Annotated in this window: 17 protein-coding genes; 8 read left to right on the forward strand and 9 right to left on the reverse strand. The window is 73.5% G+C overall.

Annotation, left to right across the window (positions count from 1 at the left end):
* Positions 1 to 40 precede the first annotated feature (40 nt).
* On the forward strand, positions 41 to 676 hold the full coding sequence (locus ACWAT2_RS02175) for a DUF3043 domain-containing protein (protein WP_402371476.1): 636 nt from the start codon (positions 41 to 43) through the stop codon (positions 674 to 676).
* 75 nt (positions 677 to 751) lie between these two features.
* The gene (locus ACWAT2_RS02180; RefSeq protein ID WP_402371474.1) at positions 752 to 1765 is read left to right on the forward strand and encodes an aldo/keto reductase family protein; all 1014 of its coding nucleotides are present in this window, start codon (positions 752 to 754) and stop codon (positions 1763 to 1765) included.
* Positions 1766 to 1862: 97 nt separating this feature from the next.
* Here the strand turns inward: ACWAT2_RS02180 and yczE are convergent, their stop codons facing one another.
* Complete coding sequence (gene yczE / locus ACWAT2_RS02185) at positions 1863 to 2675, reverse strand: membrane protein YczE (RefSeq protein ID WP_402371473.1); 813 nt, start codon at positions 2673 to 2675, stop codon at positions 1863 to 1865.
* A 61-nt stretch (positions 2676 to 2736) separates the two neighbouring features.
* Here yczE and yczR point away from each other — a divergent pair, with 61 nt between their 5' ends.
* The gene (gene yczR, locus ACWAT2_RS02190; protein WP_402371472.1) at positions 2737 to 4173 is read left to right on the forward strand and encodes a MocR-like transcription factor YczR; all 1437 of its coding nucleotides are present in this window, start codon (positions 2737 to 2739) and stop codon (positions 4171 to 4173) included.
* 22 nt (positions 4174 to 4195) lie between these two features.
* Here the strand turns inward: yczR and ACWAT2_RS02195 are convergent, their stop codons facing one another.
* The 4 genes from ACWAT2_RS02195 to ACWAT2_RS02210 are packed head-to-tail and all read right to left on the reverse strand — an operon-like array spanning position 4196 to position 6280.
* Positions 4196 to 4405 carry a hypothetical protein gene (locus tag ACWAT2_RS02195; RefSeq protein WP_402371470.1) on the reverse strand — a complete coding sequence of 70 codons (210 nt, stop codon included), beginning with the start codon at positions 4403 to 4405 and terminating at the stop codon, positions 4196 to 4198.
* Positions 4402 to 5481, reverse strand: a complete 1080-nt coding sequence (locus tag ACWAT2_RS02200) for a quinone-dependent dihydroorotate dehydrogenase (RefSeq protein ID WP_402371468.1) — start codon at positions 5479 to 5481, stop codon at positions 4402 to 4404. The genes ACWAT2_RS02195 and ACWAT2_RS02200 overlap by 4 nt, the downstream gene beginning before the upstream one ends.
* Complete coding sequence (locus tag ACWAT2_RS02205) at positions 5478 to 5924, reverse strand: hypothetical protein (RefSeq protein WP_402371465.1); 447 nt, start codon at positions 5922 to 5924, stop codon at positions 5478 to 5480. The genes ACWAT2_RS02200 and ACWAT2_RS02205 overlap by 4 nt, the downstream gene beginning before the upstream one ends.
* Positions 5924 to 6280 carry a hypothetical protein gene (locus ACWAT2_RS02210; RefSeq protein ID WP_402371463.1) on the reverse strand — a complete coding sequence of 119 codons (357 nt, stop codon included), beginning with the start codon at positions 6278 to 6280 and terminating at the stop codon, positions 5924 to 5926. The genes ACWAT2_RS02205 and ACWAT2_RS02210 overlap by 1 nt, the downstream gene beginning before the upstream one ends.
* 63 nt (positions 6281 to 6343) lie before the next feature.
* Here ACWAT2_RS02210 and ACWAT2_RS02215 point away from each other — a divergent pair, with 63 nt between their 5' ends.
* Positions 6344 to 7849, forward strand: coding sequence for a leucyl aminopeptidase (locus ACWAT2_RS02215; RefSeq protein ID WP_402371461.1), 1506 nt, complete (start codon positions 6344 to 6346; stop codon positions 7847 to 7849).
* A gap of 62 nt (positions 7850 to 7911) precedes the next feature.
* Here ACWAT2_RS02215 and ACWAT2_RS02220 read toward each other — a convergent pair whose 3' ends face one another.
* Positions 7912 to 8277, reverse strand: a complete 366-nt coding sequence (locus ACWAT2_RS02220) for an oxidoreductase (protein ID WP_402371459.1) — start codon at positions 8275 to 8277, stop codon at positions 7912 to 7914.
* Between the two features lie 274 nt (positions 8278 to 8551).
* On the opposite strand from ACWAT2_RS02220, the gene sucB reads away from it, so the two are divergent.
* Both sucB and ACWAT2_RS02230 read left to right on the forward strand, forming a co-directional pair.
* On the forward strand, positions 8552 to 10336 hold the full coding sequence (gene sucB, locus ACWAT2_RS02225; RefSeq protein WP_402371457.1) for a 2-oxoglutarate dehydrogenase, E2 component, dihydrolipoamide succinyltransferase: 1785 nt from the start codon (positions 8552 to 8554) through the stop codon (positions 10334 to 10336).
* 63 nt (positions 10337 to 10399) lie between these two features.
* Positions 10400 to 10930: an alpha/beta fold hydrolase gene (locus ACWAT2_RS02230; protein ID WP_402371455.1), complete on the forward strand. Its 531-nt coding sequence runs from the start codon at positions 10400 to 10402 to the stop codon at positions 10928 to 10930.
* Between the two features lie 22 nt (positions 10931 to 10952).
* Here the strand turns inward: ACWAT2_RS02230 and ACWAT2_RS02235 are convergent, their stop codons facing one another.
* From ACWAT2_RS02235 to ACWAT2_RS02245, 3 genes are read right to left on the reverse strand one after another with little or no spacing between them, the layout of a single operon-like run.
* Complete coding sequence (locus ACWAT2_RS02235) at positions 10953 to 12281, reverse strand: hypothetical protein (RefSeq protein WP_402371452.1); 1329 nt, start codon at positions 12279 to 12281, stop codon at positions 10953 to 10955.
* 56 nt (positions 12282 to 12337) lie between these two features.
* A complete protein-coding gene (locus tag ACWAT2_RS02240) occupies positions 12338 to 13444 on the reverse strand; it encodes a Gfo/Idh/MocA family protein (RefSeq protein ID WP_402371450.1) in 1107 nt (368 codons plus the stop codon).
* Between the two features lie 37 nt (positions 13445 to 13481).
* Positions 13482 to 15767 carry an MMPL family transporter gene (locus tag ACWAT2_RS02245; RefSeq protein ID WP_402371447.1) on the reverse strand — a complete coding sequence of 762 codons (2286 nt, stop codon included), beginning with the start codon at positions 15765 to 15767 and terminating at the stop codon, positions 13482 to 13484.
* Positions 15768 to 15803: 36 nt separating this feature from the next.
* Here ACWAT2_RS02245 and ACWAT2_RS02250 point away from each other — a divergent pair, with 36 nt between their 5' ends.
* Positions 15804 to 16262: a MarR family winged helix-turn-helix transcriptional regulator gene (locus ACWAT2_RS02250; protein ID WP_402371445.1), complete on the forward strand. Its 459-nt coding sequence runs from the start codon at positions 15804 to 15806 to the stop codon at positions 16260 to 16262.
* Between the two features lie 9 nt (positions 16263 to 16271).
* Entirely contained in the window at positions 16272 to 16964 is a 693-nt protein-coding gene (gene lipB / locus ACWAT2_RS02255) for a lipoyl(octanoyl) transferase LipB (RefSeq protein ID WP_402371442.1), read from the forward strand.
* The last annotated feature ends 19 nt before the right edge of the window (positions 16965 to 16983 follow it).

Here is a 16983-nt window from a genome sequence, read left to right on the forward strand (position 1 = left end):
GGCGTCTCGGCAGGGCCTCCCGCTCGACTACCCTGGACCCGTGATCTTCCGCAAGCCTGACACCGCCGACTCCGCTGCCACCGGCTCGGCCGACAGCCCGTCCACCGAGGACCCCGCGATCACACGAGCGGGCAAGGGCCGACCGACCCCCAAGCGCCGCGAGGCTGCGGCGAAGAACCAGCGCCCCCTGGTCCCGAACGACCGCAAGGCCGCGCGCAAGGTGAACAAGGACAAGATGCGCGAGGAGCGCAACCGCGAGTACAAGGCGATGCAGACCGGCGACGAGCGGTACATGCCGGTCCGGGACAAGGGCCCCGTCCGCCGCTACATCCGCGACCACGTCGACGCGCGGTGGAACCTCGGCGAGTTCTTCCTGCCCGTCGCGTTCCTCTTCATCTTCCTCAACCTGCTGGTGATGCAGAGCCCGACGCTCGGCGCACTCGTCCTCCTCGGCCTGTACGCGGTCGTGTTCATCACCCTGATCGACGCCGTCATCATGTGGCAGCGCCTCAAGCGCAGGCTGCGGGACAAGTTCGGCACGGTGGGCGCCGACGGCACGAAGACGTACGACGTGCCGCGCGGAACGATGATGTACGCGGTGATGCGCGCCTTCCAGCTCCGACGGTCCCGTCTGCCCAAGCCGATGCACAAGAAGCACGGCGTCTGGCCGGAGTAGGACCTCCGGGTGTCGTGCCGAACGGGTCCGACACCAGGGCCGAATCGATCCGATCCTCCGGCGTAGGCTGACGGCATGGTCAACTATCGGTACCTCGGACACAGCGGTCTCAAGATCACCGAGATCACCTACGGCAACTGGCTCACCCACGGCTCCCAGGTGGAGAACGACGTCGCCACGCAGTGCGTGCACGCTGCTCTCGACGCCGGGATCACCTCGTTCGACACCGCGGACGTCTACGCGAACACCAAGGCGGAGTCCGTCCTCGGGGAGGCGCTGAAGGGCCAGCGTCGCGAGTCGCTCGAGATCTTCACCAAGGTCTACTGGCCCACGGGCCCCGGCGGCCCCAACGACACCGGGCTGTCGCGCAAGCACGTCATGGAGTCCATCGACGGCTCGCTGCGACGGCTCGGCACCGACTACGTCGACCTGTACCAGGCGCACCGGTACGACGTCGAGACGCCGCTCGAGGAGACGATGCAGGCATTCGCCGACATCGTCCGCCAGGGCAAGGCGCTCTACATCGGCGTCTCCGAGTGGACGGCCGACCAGATCCGCGCGGGCGCCGAGCTCGCGAAGGACCTCGGCTTCCAGCTGATCTCCTCCCAGCCGCAGTACTCGATGCTGTGGCGGGTGATCGAGGACGAGGTCGTCCCCGCCTCCCAGGAGAAGGGCCTGTCCCAGATCGTGTGGTCGCCGATGGCCCAGGGCGTCCTCTCCGGCAAGTACGTGCCGGGCCAGGAGCTGCCCGCCGGGTCTCGCGCCACCGACGAGAAGGGCGGCGCGAAGATGATCCAGCGGTTCATGCGTGACGACGTCCTCGAGCGCGTCCAGGGCCTGAGGTCCGTGGCCGACGAGCTCGACCTGTCGATGGCACAGCTCGCCGTCGCCTGGGTGCTGCAGAACGACAACGTCGCCGCGGCACTCGTGGGCGCCTCGCGTCCCGAGCAGGTCGCGGAGAACGTCAAGGCCTCCGGCGTCGAGATCCCGGCCGAGCTCATGGCGAAGATCGACGACGTCCTGGGCGACGTCGTCGAGCGCGACCCGGCCAAGACCCTCGAGGGGATGCCGAAGGCGCGCGTCGCCTGACGCGCGTCACCTCCTCGTTCCGCGAGCGTCTCCGTGCGTCCCGTATCAGCGGCTGATACGGGACGGACAGGGACGCTCGCGGCGTCGGGAGGCCGCGTCAGGACGTGCGCGCGCCCTCGCCGAGCGTGTCCAGCGCACGGCCTATCTGGTCGGCCCGACGGCGCAGACGCACCGCAGGGTCCGACGGCGGCACGGACGGCACCCGCCGAGCCGTCGGGCGGACCGGACGCGACCGCGCCGCGAGACCGTCGGGGACGAGCCACCGCCATCGCGCCGCGGCCTGCACCACGAGACCGACCCCCAGCGCGAACCCGACCGTGGCCCAGCCGACCGTGCCACCGAGCAGCCAGCCGACCGCGACGACCGCCACCTCGATGCCGGTCTTGATCGACCGGACGGACCACCCGGTGCGCTCGACCAGCCCGGTCATCAGGCCGTCACGCGGACCCGGGCCCAGGCGGACGCCGACGTAGGCGGCGGTCGCGACACCGTTGAGGACGATCCCCCCGAGCGCGAGGACCACCTGCCCGAACATCTCGGGCTGCGGCCAGACGGCCTCGAGCAGGAACAGGCTGGGCTCGATCGCCACGGCGATGATGACGATGTTCGCGACGGTCCCGACACCGGGACGCTGACGCAGCGGCACCCACGCTGCCAGGACGAGCACCGACGTCAGCGCGACCACGGCACCGAACGACCACCCCGTGGTGCGGACGACGCCCTGGTGCAGCACGTCCCACGGCATGCCGCCCTGCCCGGCGTGCAGGAGCATCGCCATCGAGAAGGCGAAGGCGACCAGCCCCAGCACCAGCTGCGCACCTCGGCGGAGCGGCCCGAGCGCACGAGCCGGCGCGGTCGCCGCGATCGAGGGCACGGCGGGCGCAGCGGTGGTGCTCGAGGTGTCGATCATGACGTTCATGATCGCCGCCATTGGCCTTGCATTCCATAGCCAATCGGAGAAGAGTGGCCGTATGAGCCTGGCCACACCGACCACCACGGCCGTCCGGAGCCTCTCCGCCCAGGCCGCGTCGAGGCTGCTGGGCGCGTGGCACACCACCGGTCCGGTCTACCTCGCCCTCGCCGACGCCCTGCGCTCCGCCGTCCTGGCAGGATCGCTCGCGCCCCTGACCCGGCTGCCCAGCGAGCGGGAGCTGGCCCGGGCGCTCAAGGTGTCGCGCACCACGACGTCCGCCGCGTACGGCCGGCTGCGTGAGCTCGGGTTCGCCACCAGCCAGGTCGGGTCCGGCACCGTGGCGATCCTCCCCGGTTCCGCCGGCCTGCCGATCAGACCCCAGACGCCGGCCGGGGACGGCCCGCTGCCCCCGCTCGTCGACGGCACCGGGCCGATCGAGATGTCTCAGGCGACGCCGTCGGCCCCCGACACCCTGCACGGCGCGTACCAGCGCGCCCTGGAGATGCTGCCCGCCTACCTGAGCACGGGCGGCTACGCCCACCTCGGCCTCGACGTGCTGCGCGAGGCCATCGCGGCCCGGTACAGGGCTCGCGGTGTGCCGACCACGCTGGACCAGATCCTCGTGACCACCGGTGCCCAGCAAGCCATCGCCTTGCTGGCCACGACGCTCGTCGGCCGCACCGAGCCGGTGGTGGTCGAGTCCCCCACCTACTACCACGCCATCGAGGCCCTGCAGCGGGCCGGCGCACGCGTCATCGGCGTGCCCGCCGGCGACGTCGAGACCCTGGCCTCGGCGGTGCACCGCACGCGAGCTCGGCTCGCCTATCTCGTGCCCGACTTCCACAACCCCACCGGCAGGACGCTCACGGCTGCGGAGCGCGACGCCGTCGTGCACCTGACCCACCGCTACGGCGTGACCGTGGTGGGCGACGAGACGCTCACCGACCTCGACCTCGAGGGCGGCACCGTGCCCGGCCCGTTCTGCGACGATGGCACGAACTCCCGTCTGGTGTCCGTGGGGTCGGCGTCCAAGTCGTTCTGGGGCGGGATACGGATCGGCTGGGTGCGCGCGACCCCGCAGCTCGTGCAGCGCCTGGCCCGGACCCGTCAGGCCTTCGACATCGCCGCACCCGTGCTCGAACAGCTCACCGTCGTCGAGCTCCTGGCACGCCGTGACGAGATCCTGCCGGCCCGGGTGGCCGAGCTGCGTCGACGCCGCGACCTGCTCGTGGGGCTGGTGCGCGACCGGTTCCCGCAGTGGGACGTCCCCGTACCTCCGGGCGGGCTCTGCCTCTGGACGGGGATCGGGCGGCCCGCCGCCCAGGCGCTCACGGCCGCGGCGGTCGCCGAGGGTCTACGGATCGGCGCCGGGCCGCAGTTCACGCCGGACAGCACCGCCCAGGACCGGATCCGGCTCATCTACGCCGGATCCCCCGAGACGCTCGTCGAAGCGGTCGAGCGGCTCGCGCGGGCCTGGCGGCGCGTCACGAGCTGAAGCGGCGCGCGGCGGGGACGCGTCAGGGGACGCGGAGCTCGATCGTCGGCGTCGCCTGCGTGCCGTCGTGCAGCAACGTCGCCGCCTCGGCCCCCGAGCCCGCGAGCTGGCGCCAGTGCTCTCCCAGCCACTGCTCGGCGTCGTACTGGGCGGTGAACACGGGGCTCAGGGACGGGTCGAGCCGGTGGCCGTCGTGGTCGGTCAGGGACCACTCCCACCGTGGTCGGATCACGCCACACGTCCAGCGCTCGCCGAGCCCGCCGACCGGGTCAACGCCCGGTTGAGCCGAGACGGCCACAGCGGGCCCTCGTACACGAACGACGTGTACCCCTGCACCAGGTCGGCCCCCGCGCGCAGGTAGGCACGCACGTCGTCCGTGCAGGTGACGCCGCCGACGCCGATCACCACGGGTTCCGGGCCGAGCCTCTCCCGCAGCCGCGCCACGACCTCCAGACCACGGGGCAGCAGCACCGGACCGGACAGCCCACCGGGGCCGCGGTCGTGGCCGACGGTCGTGTTGACCGCCACGACGCCGTCCAGCCCGAGCTCGGCGGCGAGGTCGGCGACGGCGTCCACGTCGGCGTCCGCCAGGTCGGGAGCGATCTTCACCAGCAACGGCGTCCTGCGGACCCCGGCCGCCGACGTCGCCTCGTCGGCGGCGCCCCGTGCCGTCGCGAGGATCGGGCGCAGCTCCGCCGTCGTCTGCAGGTCCCGCAGGCCCGGCGTGTTGGGCGAGGAGACGTTCACCACGAGGTAGTCGGCGTGCGGCGCGAGCAGCCGCGCACATGCCGCGTAGTCCTGCGCGGCGTCCTCGGCGGGCGTGGTCTTGTTCTTGCCGATGTTGACGCCGACGACGGCGGCACGCCCTGCCGCGGTCGAGCGCAGCCGCCGCAGCCGCTCCGCCATCTCGAGCGCACCGTCGTTGTTGAAGCCCATGCGGTTGCGCACGCCGCGCACGTCGAGCTCGCGCCACATGCGCGGCCTGTCGTTGCCCGGCTGCGGGCGCGGCGTCACGGTGCCGACCTCGACGAACCCAAAGCCGAGCATCGTCAGCCCACGCACGGCGCGCGCGTTCTTGTCGAACCCGCCCGCCAGCCCGAAGGGCGCCGGGATCGTGCGGCCGAGCACCTCGACGCTGCCCGGCCCGCCGGCGCCGCTGCCGAGGTACGGCGCGAGCGCGCCCTGCACCACGTCACGCAGCACCGGCACGCGCCCGGCCGTCTCGATCGCCCGGAACGCGAGCTCGTGCGCCCGTTCCGGGTCGAGGCGGCGCAGGACGCCGTGGAAGAGCAAGGTGTACGGGGTCATCGAGCCTCCGTCGGTTCGTCCGGGGCGGTCGCGGGTGCGTGCTGTCCTGGGCGAGTGTGCCAGAGCCACCAGAGACCGATGAAGGGCAGCACGAGCGGGACGTAGCCGTAGCCCTGGCCGAAGCCGGACCAGACGGTGGCCTCGACGAAGAGCTCCGGGACGACGGCGGACAACGCTCCGACCAGGACCACCCCCGACGCCTCGACGAGGACAGCACACCAGGCCACCGTGCGCCACCGGCCGCGGCCGCCACGGGCGAGCGCGACGGTCGCCACGACGTAGAGGGCCGCGGCGAGCAGCGACAGGAGGTAGGCCGCCGGTGCCTCGTCGAGCTTGGTCGCGACCTGGTACGCCGAGCGCCCCGTCGCCGCGAACGCCAGGATGCCGTAGACCGTCACGAGCAGCCGGCCGAACCCGCGCCCGGTCGCGGGCGCGGTGCCCATCAGGCTCCTCCCCAGATCAACCAGAGCCGCCACTGCAGGAACGCGACGGTCGACGCGGCGACGCAGAGCACCACCGACGACCACCGGGTGCGCTCGGCGAACGCCCACACGGCTGCGAGCGGCAGCAGCAGGGCGGCAGTGAGCAGGTAGCCCCAGAAGAGCACGCCGTCGACCTCGTGGCCGCGCGCCTGGAGGACGCCCGCGACGACCGCCTGGACGACCAGGACGGCCTCGACCGCGGCGGCGCCGAAGAGCTGGCGCAGGATCACGGCGCGGTCGCGGATCACGAACCACGCCGCCCAGCCCGCGAGCGCCACGCACAGCGCGACAGCGAGGACGTACAGGGGAAGAACCACGCCCGCAGACTACCGGCACCCACCCGGCGCACGGACGCTCGCGGCCGCGTTAACCTGGTCCGCGTGGCTGACCTCACCCTGACAGGCAAGAAACCCTCCACCATCACTGCCGACGCACTCGTCGTCGGGAGCTGCTCCACCTCCGACGGCGTGGCCGTCGTGGCGGACCAGCTCCCCGCCGGAGTCGTCGAGCAGATCGAGTCGCTGGCCCCTCGCCTGGGTCTGACCGGGGCGCTCGAAGAGGTGCGCACGGTCCCCGCGGGCGACGGCGTCGCTGCCGACGTGCTCGTCCTGACGGGACTCGGCGAGCGCCGGGCCGACGGCACCTTCGACCGCGAGACCCTGCGGATCGCTGCCGGCTCCGCCGTCCGGAGCCTCGCCGGCTCCGCCGACGCCGTGGTGGCGCTCCCCGCGGTCGACGAGGCCGAGCTCGGCGCCGTCGTCGAGGGCGCGCTCCTGGGCGCCTACGCCTACACCGCCTACCGGGACGAGAAGGCCGCCACCAGGCTGACGCCCGTCACCCGGCTGCAGGTGGCGACGAACCTGTCGCGCTCGGGCCGGGCCAAGACGGCCGTCCAGCGGGCCGAGGTGCTCGCCGCGGCGGTGCACGGCACGCGTGACCTCGTGAACGCTCCGCCGAACGACCTCTTCCCGGCGGCGTTCGCCGACGCGGCCAAGACCGCCGTCAAGGAGCTCGGCGCCAAGGGCGTCAAGGTCACCGTGCTCGACGACAAGCAGCTCGTCGCCGGAGGCTACGGCGGCATCGCCGGCGTCGGGCAGGGCTCGTCTCGCGGCCCTCGTCTGGTCAAGCTGACCTACACCCCGCCGAAGGCGACCGGCAAGGTCGCGATCGTCGGCAAGGGCATCACGTTCGACACCGGGGGCATCTCGCTCAAGCCGCCGGCCGGGATGCTCACCATGAAGTCGGACATGGCCGGTGCCGCTGCGGTGCTGCACACGGTCGTGGCCGCCGCCCGGCTCGGGCTCCCCGTCGCGGTGACCGGCTACCTGTGCCTCGCCGAGAACATGCCCAGCGCCACCGCTCAGCGCCCGTCCGACGTCGTCACGATGCGAGGCGGCAAGACGGTCGAGATCACGAACACCGACGCCGAGGGCCGCCTCGTCATGGCCGACGGCCTCGTCGCGGCCGTGGAGGACGGGCACGACGCCGTCCTGGACATCGCGACGCTGACGGGTGCGCAGATGGTGGCGCTCGGCAACCGGACCTCTGCCGTGATGGGCTCGGACGACGTGCGCGACGAGGTCAAGGTGGCGGCGGACGCCTCCGGCGAGTCGTTCTGGCCGATGCCGCTGCCGGCCGAGCTGAAGGCCGGCCTGAAGTCGAACACCGCCGACCTGGTCAACGCGGCGTCCGACCGTGCGGGCGGGATGCTGTTCGCCGGCCACTTCCTCGCCGAGTTCGTCGGGGACACCCCGTGGGCGCACCTCGACATCGCCGGCCCGTCGTACAACGAGAAGGCGCCGTTCGGCTACACGCCCGTCGGCGGCACGGGCGTCGGCGTGCGGACGCTGCTCGGCTTCCTGGAGGGTCGCGCCGGCACCGCCTGATCAACCACGGCCGCCCGGCACGGCAGCGACCGTGCCGGGCGGCTGCTCGCTCGCCTCCGCCGTCAGGACGCGGCGGGGCCTCGTCGGCGGTCGGCGCGCTGCGCCGAGTTCCAGTCCCGCATCCGCTGTGGGTATCCCGTGAAGCGCACGTTGTAGACGGGCACACCGAGCGACCGGGCGACGTCGAAGCCCGTGCGCTCGTCAGGCACGCGGCGACGGGTCCACTCCCCCGTGGTCGCCACGAGCAGCACCGTGGCCGGGGTCTGCGCGTTCGGCGGTTCGACATAGGCCTCGACGCCCACCCGGGAACGCACGAACTCCTGCAGGTGCCCGACAGCAGCAGCACGTCCGCCACCGGACGGCGCGGCACTGGACGACGACGTGGCGGACCGCCCGAGCAGGCGGTCCATCGCGGACCTCAACGACATGTCGCGAGACTACCTCTGCTGGCTGAGGGTGAGCACCGTCACCTCCGAGACGACGGCGAGGGTGCCGGATGACACGAAAGCGGCCGGTCCGCCGCAGATGTACCGAGCGTCACAGTTCCCGGAGGGCGGCCACGATTGGGGCCGGACCCCAGGAAGTGACAAGATGAGTCGCAGTGACCCAGGAACGCGGCAACCGGAGAGGTTTCGACCGGACACCGGTCGACCGGCCTCGGCACGTCGCCTGACCCACTGATCGAAGGAGACTCCACAGGTCATGTCTGAGAACGTGCAGCTGCCGGCACTCGGCGAGTCCGTCACCGAGGGCACCGTCACCCGCTGGCTCAAGGCGGTCGGCGACACCGTGGAGGTCGACGAGCCCTTGCTCGAGGTCTCCACCGACAAGGTCGACACCGAGATCCCCTCCCCCGTCGCAGGCGTGCTGGAGCAGATCCTCGCGGAGGAGGACGAGACCGTCGAGGTCGGCGCCACGCTGGCCGTCGTCGGTGACGGATCGGGCGGCGGCGACGCCGCGGCACCGGCCGAGTCCGCCCCGGAGCCCGCGGCCGAGGAGCCCGCCGAGCCCGAGGCCTCTCCCGAGAAGCCCGCCGAGCCCGAGCGTGAGCCCGCTGCCTCCGCCGAGGAGTCCGCGCAGGACTCCCCGCAGTCCGGTGGCGGTGAGGGCACCGAGGTGACCCTCCCGGCGCTGGGCGAGTCCGTCACCGAGGGCACGGTCACCCGCTGGCTCAAGGCCGTCGGCGACTCGGTCGAGGTGGACGAGGCCCTGCTCGAGGTCTCCACCGACAAGGTCGACACCGAGATCCCCTCCCCGGTGGCCGGCACGCTCCAGAAGATCGTGGTGGACGAGGACGAGACCGTCGAGGTGGGCGCGGTGCTCGCCCTCGTCGGTTCCGGCGCCGCCCCGGCGAAGCAGGCAGAGCCCGAGCCGGCGAAGGCCCCCGAGCCCGTCGGCGCACCCGAGCCCGCCCCGACGGAGAAGGCCGAGCCGGCCGCCGAGAAGCCCGCCCCCGCGGAGTCCCCGGCACCTGCCCCGGCCGCGTCGTCGCCTGCTCCGGCCCCCGCCGCCGAGAAGCCCGCACCGACGCCAGAGGCGCCGGCGGGCGGCAAGAGCTCCTACCTGACACCGCTCGTGCGCAAGCTCGCCGCGGAGAAGGGCGTGGACGTCTCCTCCGTCCAGGGCACCGGCGTCGGTGGTCGCGTCCGCAAGGAGGACGTCCTCGCCGCTGCGGAGAAGGCGGCCGCGCCCGCGGCGGCCCCGGCCGCGTCGGAGGCTCCGGCTCCCGCCCCGAAGAAGCCGTCGGTCCCCGAGGTCTCGCCGCTGCGCGGCACCACCGAGAAGATGTCGCGGCTGCGCAAGGTCGTCGCCGAGCGCATGCTCGAGGCGACGCAGACGCAGGCCCAGCTCACCACGGTGGTCGAGGTCGACGTCACCAAGGTGGCCAGGCTCCGGGCGCAGGCGAAGGCCGGCTTCAAGGCACGCGAGGGCGCCAACCTCACGTTCCTGCCGTTCTACACGCTCGCTGCGGTCGAGGCGCTCAAGGCGTTCCCGAAGATCAACGCCTCGATCGACACCGAGAAGGGCGAGATCACCTACCACAGCTCGGAGAACGTCGGCCTGGCCGTCGACACCGAGCGGGGCCTCATCGTCCCGGTGATCAAGAACGCGGGTGACCTGAACCTCGCGGGCATCGCCCGTCAGATCGGTGACCTCGCCGCTCGCACGCGGGCCAACAAGGTAGGCCCGGACGATCTGAGCGGTGCCACGTTCACGATCACGAACACCGGCTCCGGCGGGGCGCTCATCGACACGCCGATCGTGCCTGTCGGCCAGGTCGCCATCCTGGGCACCGGCACGATCACCAAGCGACCCGCCGTGGTGACCGGCCCCGACGGCGAGGAGAGCATCGCGATCCGCCAGTTCGCGCACATCTTCCTCTCCTACGACCACCGCCTGGTCGACGGCGCTGACGCCGCCCGCTTCCTCACCGCGATCAAGAACCGCATCGAGGAGGCCGCGTTCGAGTCGGAGGTCGGGCTCTGACCGACTGATCGATCACGCTGTGGGCGAGGACCTCTCGGAGGTCCTCGCCCACCGTGCTTCCCGGTGGGCCGCCGGCCGGTGCTGGTGCTCCACGGCGCCGGCGTCGACCATCGTGAGACCGAGGCCTGCTTCGAGCCGGCGCTCGAGGGGATCAGCGGGCTGCGCCGCGTCTATCCCGACCTGCCCGGGATGGGTCGCACGCCGGCTCCCGCCTCGCTGCGCGGGGCCGACGACGTCGTCGACACCCTGCTGGACCTCGCCGACGAGGTCTCCGGCGAGCAGGCGTACCTTCTCGTCGGCCACTCGGCCGGCGCCTATCTGGCGCTGGGGATGGCGACCCGTCGCCCCGAGCGGGTCGCGGGCCTGGCGCTCGTCTGCCCGTTGCTGCCCGGCGTGCGCGACGTCCCGGAGCATCGCCCGGTCGTGGCGGCCGGCGACCTCGGGGACGCGTCGGCGCCGCCCTGCCCCGGACCGACCGCTGTAGTGGCGGGACGTCGCGACTCGACCGTCGGTCACGCCCTGCCCCACGAGAAGCCGGACCTCCTGCGCGCGCTCCTCACCGACTGGGTGCAGCGCGTCGAGCGGGCCGGCTGATCGCATTGCGGGCGGCCACCGCTCAGAGGACGTCGGTCGCGCGCCAGCCGTCGGGCGTCCAGGCCAGCACGAGGGTCGCGGTCTGCGGGTCCCCCGCCGCCACCTGCACCGAGCTCCCGTCCTGCGCCACCTGCTCGTACGGCCCGACCACGTACTCCACCACCACCTCCGCGGTGCCCTCGGCAGTCCTTCGCTCCTCCCGCGTCGACGTGACGGTGAGCTCGGCACCGGTCACCGTCGTCCCCGACCGCTCCGCCCGCTCCACGAACTCCGTGTCGGCCTCGTAGGCGGCCGACCCGGGCCGGGAGACCTCCTCCACGGAGCGCTCCCCCGACACGAGCGCGGCACGCCGACGCGTCAGCTCCGCCGCCGCACCCTCCGGATCCGTTCGGTCGAGCGTCAGGTCCTCGTCCGCGGCCCTCGCGTCGGCCTCGGTACGCGCCACCGGCGACTCCGGGCCGCCGCTCTCCAGGCCGCCCGACGCCTGGGCCGGAGGCCCGTCCGGTCCGGCGACCTGCAGCCCGACACCGACCAGCGCCCCCACGACCACGATCACCCCGACGGCGCCGAGCCCGGCCCGCCACACCCATGGCGCACCGGGCCGGTGCACGTCAGCACCGGACCTCCGCCGGGACCGCAGGTCCGACCGGCGGCGGGTCGTGGGCACGGCGCCGGTCCGTGGTCGGCGTGCCCGTCGGTGCCGGGCGCCGCGGTCCGGCTCGCCCGTCCGCTCGGGACCGCGCCCCCGTCCCAGCGCGGCGGCCGCGAGCACCGCGGGCTCCGGCAGGCGCACGGGCCCCACGACCACGGCGTCGTCGACACCCGCCGCCAGGGTGCCCGCCTCCGGCCGGACGCGCGGGTCGCCCGCGAGCGCCGGAGCCAGGGCGGCACGGAGCGCCACGGTCGCGTCGGTGGGGATCGGGTCCACCAACGAGTCGACGAGGAGCGCGAGGCCGTGGACGTCGTCGGCCTCGGTGACCGTCCCGTCGAGGCCCGCGAGCCGGGGGCGGAGACGGGGCAGACCGTCGAGGGCGACGACGACGTCGGCCGCGACCGGTGGCCCGTGCACGACTCCCGCGCTGTGCAGCGCCGCCAGTCCCTGCGCGACGGCGACGGCGATGCCGGCTGCCTCGGACGCGTCGCACCGACCGCGCACGGCGAGCACGGTCGGCAGGTCGGTCGCGGTCCCGGCGCCGCGCGGGACCCGGAGCGTCCCGTCAGGGCTCGTCGCAGCGGCACCGACCGGCTCGACGCAGGGATGGTCGACGGTGGCGAGGAGCCGGAGCCGCTCCAGGAGCGCGGTCCGGGCGGCGGCGTCGGCGGGGACGGTCAGGACGTCGTCGGTCTGCACACCCCCATGGAACACCGTCCAGGCACCGATCCGCTCCGGTCGTCCACAGGCACGGCTCAGAGCGCGATCTGGCGACCTTCCCGTGCGGACGTGCGTGCCGCGTCGAGCACCTCGGTGGTCCGGACCGCGTCGGCCGGGTCGACGGGTGCGGGCGCGTCACCCGCGAGCCACGGGGCCAGCGCCCGGTAGAAGTCGGCGTGCGTCCCCGGGCCGACCGGCACGGGCTCGCGGTCGCGCCCGCGGGTGAGCCAGCCGTGCGTGCCGCCCGGGGCGTCGTCGTCGAACCGCTCGAGCGGCGAGGCATCCTGCTCGAACGTCGTGACGAGGTAGGCACCGCCGGTCCCGAGGACCCGCGTGCGCGGACCCGGCGCTCCGACGACCGAGCCCGCCCACAGCCGGGAGACGACGGCGTGCGGGCTCGCGGCGAGCCCGCCTCGCGGCTCGTGCGCCAGGACCAGGAAGACGTCGTCCTCCGTCGGGGTGGTCAGCGCCCGGGTCTGCGCCCACACGCTGGTGACGCGGCCGAAGAGCTGGGTGGCGGAGTCCACGAGGTGTGGGCCCAGGTCGAGCAGCAGCCCTCCGCCGGCGGTGTCGTTCTCCTTCCACCGCTTGCGCGGCACGGGGCGCCAGCGTTCCCAGCGGCGCTCGAACGTGTGCACGTCGCCGAGCTCGCCGCGGCCGACCAGGGCGGCCAGCGTGCGCTGCTCCGGGTCCCACCGGCGGTTGTGGAACACGGTGAAGGGCGTCCCGGTCGCGTCGGCCTCCGTGACGACGGCGCGGGCCTCGTGCACGTCGACGCCGATCGGCTTGTCGAGCACGAACGGGATGCCCGCGCGGGCGAGCGCTGCCGCGTGCTCGGCGTGCAGCGCCGTCGGGCTCGCCACGACGACGAGGTCGTAGCGTGCACGCAGCTCGATCAGCTCGGCCAGGTCGCCGAGCAGGCGCGCCCCGGGCCAGTCTCCGGCCGCCTGGTTGCGGCGGCCGGAGTCCCGGGTCAGCACGGCCGTGACGGTGTGGCCCGCCTCGGCCGCGAGCCGGCCGTGGATCTCCCGCCCGGCTCCCCCGTACCCGATGATCGCCAGCCGCAGCGGCGGGTAGTCGGCGGGCGAGACGCCGTCGCCGTCCGCGTCCGCCGTCACCGTCGTGTCCTCGTGATCCACCATGGGGTCCATGGTGCCCGACGGCGACGCATCCAGCCGGTCAGCGCGCCGTGTGCCGGGCCAGCCGCGCCGGCCACCACGCCCGGTCGCCGATGTCGTGCACCAGGGCGGGCACGAGCAGGCTGCGCACCACGAGCGTGTCCACGAGCACGCCGAACGCCACGATGAAGGCGAGCTGCGCCAGGAACAGCAGGGGGATCACGCCGAGCGCCGCGAAGGTGGCCGCGAGGACCACACCGGCGGAGGTGATCACCGACCCGGTGACGGCCAGCCCACGCAGCACGCCCTGCCGTGTCCCGACACGCAGACTCTCCTCACGGACCCGGGTCATGAGGAAGATCGAGTAGTCGACACCCAGCGCCACGAGGAAGCAGAAGGCGTAGAGCGGCACCGACGGGTCCGCGCCCGGGAAGTCGAAGACGTGGTTGAACAGCACCGCCGCGACCCCGAGCGCCGCGCCGAACGACAGCACGTTGGCGGCCATCAGCAGCACGGCCGCCAGGACGGAGCGGAGCAGGAGCATGAGGATGACCAGGACCACCACGAGCACGACCGGCACGATGACCCGCAGGTCCCGCTGGCCCGCCGCCTGCGTGTCGAGACGCTCCGCCGCGGCCCCGCCCACGAGCGCTTCGGGAGAGACGTCGTGGACGGTGTCGCGCAGGGCGGAGACGGTCTCCACGGCGTCCTGACTGTCGGACGGCGCCGACGTCGTCACGTCGACGCGGACCCGGCCGTCGACGACGGCCGGGTCGCCCTGGGGCGGGGCGCCGGGTGCGGGAGCGGGATCGTCGGTGACGGGAACCGCCGCGGCGACGCCGTCGGTGCCCTCGGCCGCCTCGACCACGGCGTCCAGGTCGTCGGCCGGCGCGACGACGATGGTCGGCTGGGCGGACACGTCGTCGAAGTGCCGGGTCAGCGCCTCCTCGCCGTCGACCGAGTCGACCTGTGTCAGGAACACCTCGGACTCCCCGGTGCCCTCCGCGTCGAGCGTCGGCACGAACGCCGCACCGGCGGCGAGCACCAGGGCGGTGACGATCCACACGCGCCGGTCGTGCCGCCCGACGAAGCGGGCGACGCGCGACCACACGCCGTGGCCGGCGACGGCGACCTGCGTGTCGTCGTCGACCGCCTCGGCCGCTGCCACGGTGGCGGGTCGCTCGTCGGTGGCGTCCTGGTCGCCCGTCGTGCTCCCGGTGGCGTGCGGCACGCGCGGCCAGAAGACCCAGCGGGCGCGACGTCCGCCCACGAGGAGCAGCGCCGGCAGGAGCGTGAACGCCGAGAGGAACGCCGCGACGATGCCGATCGCGGCGACGGGGCCGAGGCTCCGGTTGGAGGACAGGTCGGACAGCAGCAGGCAGAGCAGGCCGGCGACGACGGTTCCCGCGCTGGCGGCGATCGGCTCGACCGAGGCGCGCACGGCACGACGCAGTGCGGTGTACGGCGAGGGGGTGCCGAGCAGCTCCTCGCGGTAGCGCGCGACCACGAGCAACGCGTAGTCGACCGAGGCCCCGACGACGAGGATCGACAAGATCCCCTGGGACTGGCCGTTCAGGGTCAGGATGTCGTCCGCCGCCAGGTGGTAGACGACCAGGCCGGCGAGGGACAGGGCCAGGACGGCGTTGAAGATCACCACGAACGGCAGCACCGGCGAGCGATACACGAGGGCGAGGATCACCAGGACGGCGCCCAGGGCGACGATCAGCAGCACGGTGTCGATCGCGCCGAAGGCGGCGACGAGGTCGGCGACGAACCCCGCGGGACCGGTCACCCACGACTCCAGCCCGGAGCCGGCGAGCCCGCCGTCGGCGACGTCGGCGGCCGACAGGTCGCGCAGCGCGTCGATCGCCAGCTCGGAGACGCTGGACTCCTCGCTCCCCACGTCCTCCTGGGCGAGGGCGGCGTCCAGCGAGACGACCACCAGGGCAGCCTCGCCGTCCTCGGACGGGACGACGACGGGATCGGCGATGCTGGCGTCGCCGACCGTGGCCGGCTCGTCGCCGCTGGTGCCCTCCAGCGCCGCGTCGGGTGCGGCGTCCGCGAACGCCTGGACCTCGGCGAGCTGTTCCTCGGTGATCTGCGCACCGTCGGCCGTCTCAGCGACGACCAGGGCCGGCAGGGACTCGTCGTCGGTGAACTGGGACGCGAGCTCGGCGGCCTCGGTGGACTCCGCGTTCGCCGGCAGGAACGCTCCGGCGTCGTTGGTCTGGACGCTGCTGAGCTGTCCCTGCGCCTGGCCGCCGAACGCGCCGACGGCCAGCCACACACCGATGGCTGCCAGAATGACCAGACCTCGGACGACGCCCGTCCACCTATTGCTCAGCATGTTGAGTATTATTGGCCCGGAGGAGGCACCAGGCAAGTGAGGGACCCGACGAGCACCGAACCGGCCGACTGGCCCACCGGTCGGCTGCTGTTCACCGTCGTGCGCCGCATCGAGCACGAGTGGAACGAGCACCTCGCCCGGTGGGAGCTGAACCACGCCGGGTTCCCCGTCCTGCTGCACCTCGCCGGCGGGTCGCGCACCCAGCGCGAGCTGGCCCGCGTCTCCGGCGTCACCGAGCAGACCATGAGCAAGGTCGTGGCCCGGCTCGAGCGGTCCGGCTACGTCACCCGCACGACGGACCCGCACGACCGCCGTCGTCGGATGGTCACGGTGACCGACGCCGGCCTGACGGCGGCGCGCGAGGCCGCCCGCGTGCAGCCGGCGGAGGACCTCGCGCTGCAGGGCCTCGACGAGCACCAGGCACGCGCGCTGCGCGACCTGCTCGTGACGATGGTGCGGGCGCAGCGCGCGGGTGAGCCGGACCCCGAGGAGTAACCTGCCCGCATGGACGTCGTCACGCTTCCCGGCCGCACGGACTACCGCGAGGCCTGGGACCTGCAGCGCCGCACGCACGAGGCCGTGCAGGCCGGTGCGCCCGGAGTGACGTTCCTGCTCGAGCACGAGGACGTCTACACCGCCGGGCGCCGCACCCGCCGCGACGAGTACCCCACCGACGGCACCGACGTGGTGGACGTCGACCGAGGCGGCAAGATCACCTGGCACGGCCCCGGGCAGATCGTCGCGTACCCGATCGTCGCCCTCCGCTCCCCCGTCGACGTCGTGCAGTACATCCGGACCCTCGAGTCCGCCGTGATGGACGTCTGCGCCACGCTCGGGCTGGAGACCGCCCGCGTCGAGGGGCGCTCGGGCGTCTGGTTCCCGGCCGACGGCGCGACGTCGCGACGCGAGCGCAAGGTGAGCGCCGTCGGGGCCCGCGTCGCCAGAGGAGTGACGATGCACGGCCTGTCCCTGAACTGCGACCCGGACCTGTCGGCCTTCGACACGATCGTGCCGTGCGGGATCGACGACGCCGACGTCACCTCCCTGTCCGCCGAGGTCGGCCGACGCGTGACGGTCGACGAGATCCGCCCGGTCCTGGCATCGTCGCTGGTCGAGCGCCTGGCACCTCTGGTGACGGAACTCACGACCACCGAGCAAGACATCCGACCCGCCTCCACGAGAGCCGCCGTAGGCTGAGTGCCGTCTACGAAGGGAC

It is taken from the genome of Isoptericola sp. GX10416 (assembly GCF_056590155.1).

What these genes read in the sequence shown, in the direction of transcription:
- ACWAT2_RS02180 (WP_402371474.1), top strand. Translation starts at nt 752, where the DNA reads ATGGTCAACTATCGGTACCTCGGACACAGCGGTCTCAAGATCACCGAG.
- yczE (WP_402371473.1), bottom strand. Translation starts at nt 2,675, where the DNA reads ATGATCGACACCTCGAGCACCACCGCTGCGCCCGCCGTGCCCTCGATC.
- yczR (WP_402371472.1), top strand. Translation starts at nt 2,737, where the DNA reads ATGAGCCTGGCCACACCGACCACCACGGCCGTCCGGAGCCTCTCCGCC.
- ACWAT2_RS02200 (WP_402371468.1), bottom strand. Translation starts at nt 5,481, where the DNA reads ATGACCCCGTACACCTTGCTCTTCCACGGCGTCCTGCGCCGCCTCGAC.
- ACWAT2_RS02205 (WP_402371465.1), bottom strand. Translation starts at nt 5,924, where the DNA reads ATGGGCACCGCGCCCGCGACCGGGCGCGGGTTCGGCCGGCTGCTCGTG.
- ACWAT2_RS02220 (WP_402371459.1), bottom strand. Translation starts at nt 8,277, where the DNA reads ATGTCGTTGAGGTCCGCGATGGACCGCCTGCTCGGGCGGTCCGCCACG.
- sucB (WP_402371457.1), top strand. Translation starts at nt 8,552, where the DNA reads ATGTCTGAGAACGTGCAGCTGCCGGCACTCGGCGAGTCCGTCACCGAG.
- ACWAT2_RS02240 (WP_402371450.1), bottom strand. Translation starts at nt 13,444, where the DNA reads ATGGTGGATCACGAGGACACGACGGTGACGGCGGACGCGGACGGCGAC.
- ACWAT2_RS02245 (WP_402371447.1), bottom strand. Translation starts at nt 15,767, where the DNA reads ATGCTGAGCAATAGGTGGACGGGCGTCGTCCGAGGTCTGGTCATTCTG.
- lipB (WP_402371442.1), top strand. Translation starts at nt 16,272, where the DNA reads ATGGACGTCGTCACGCTTCCCGGCCGCACGGACTACCGCGAGGCCTGG.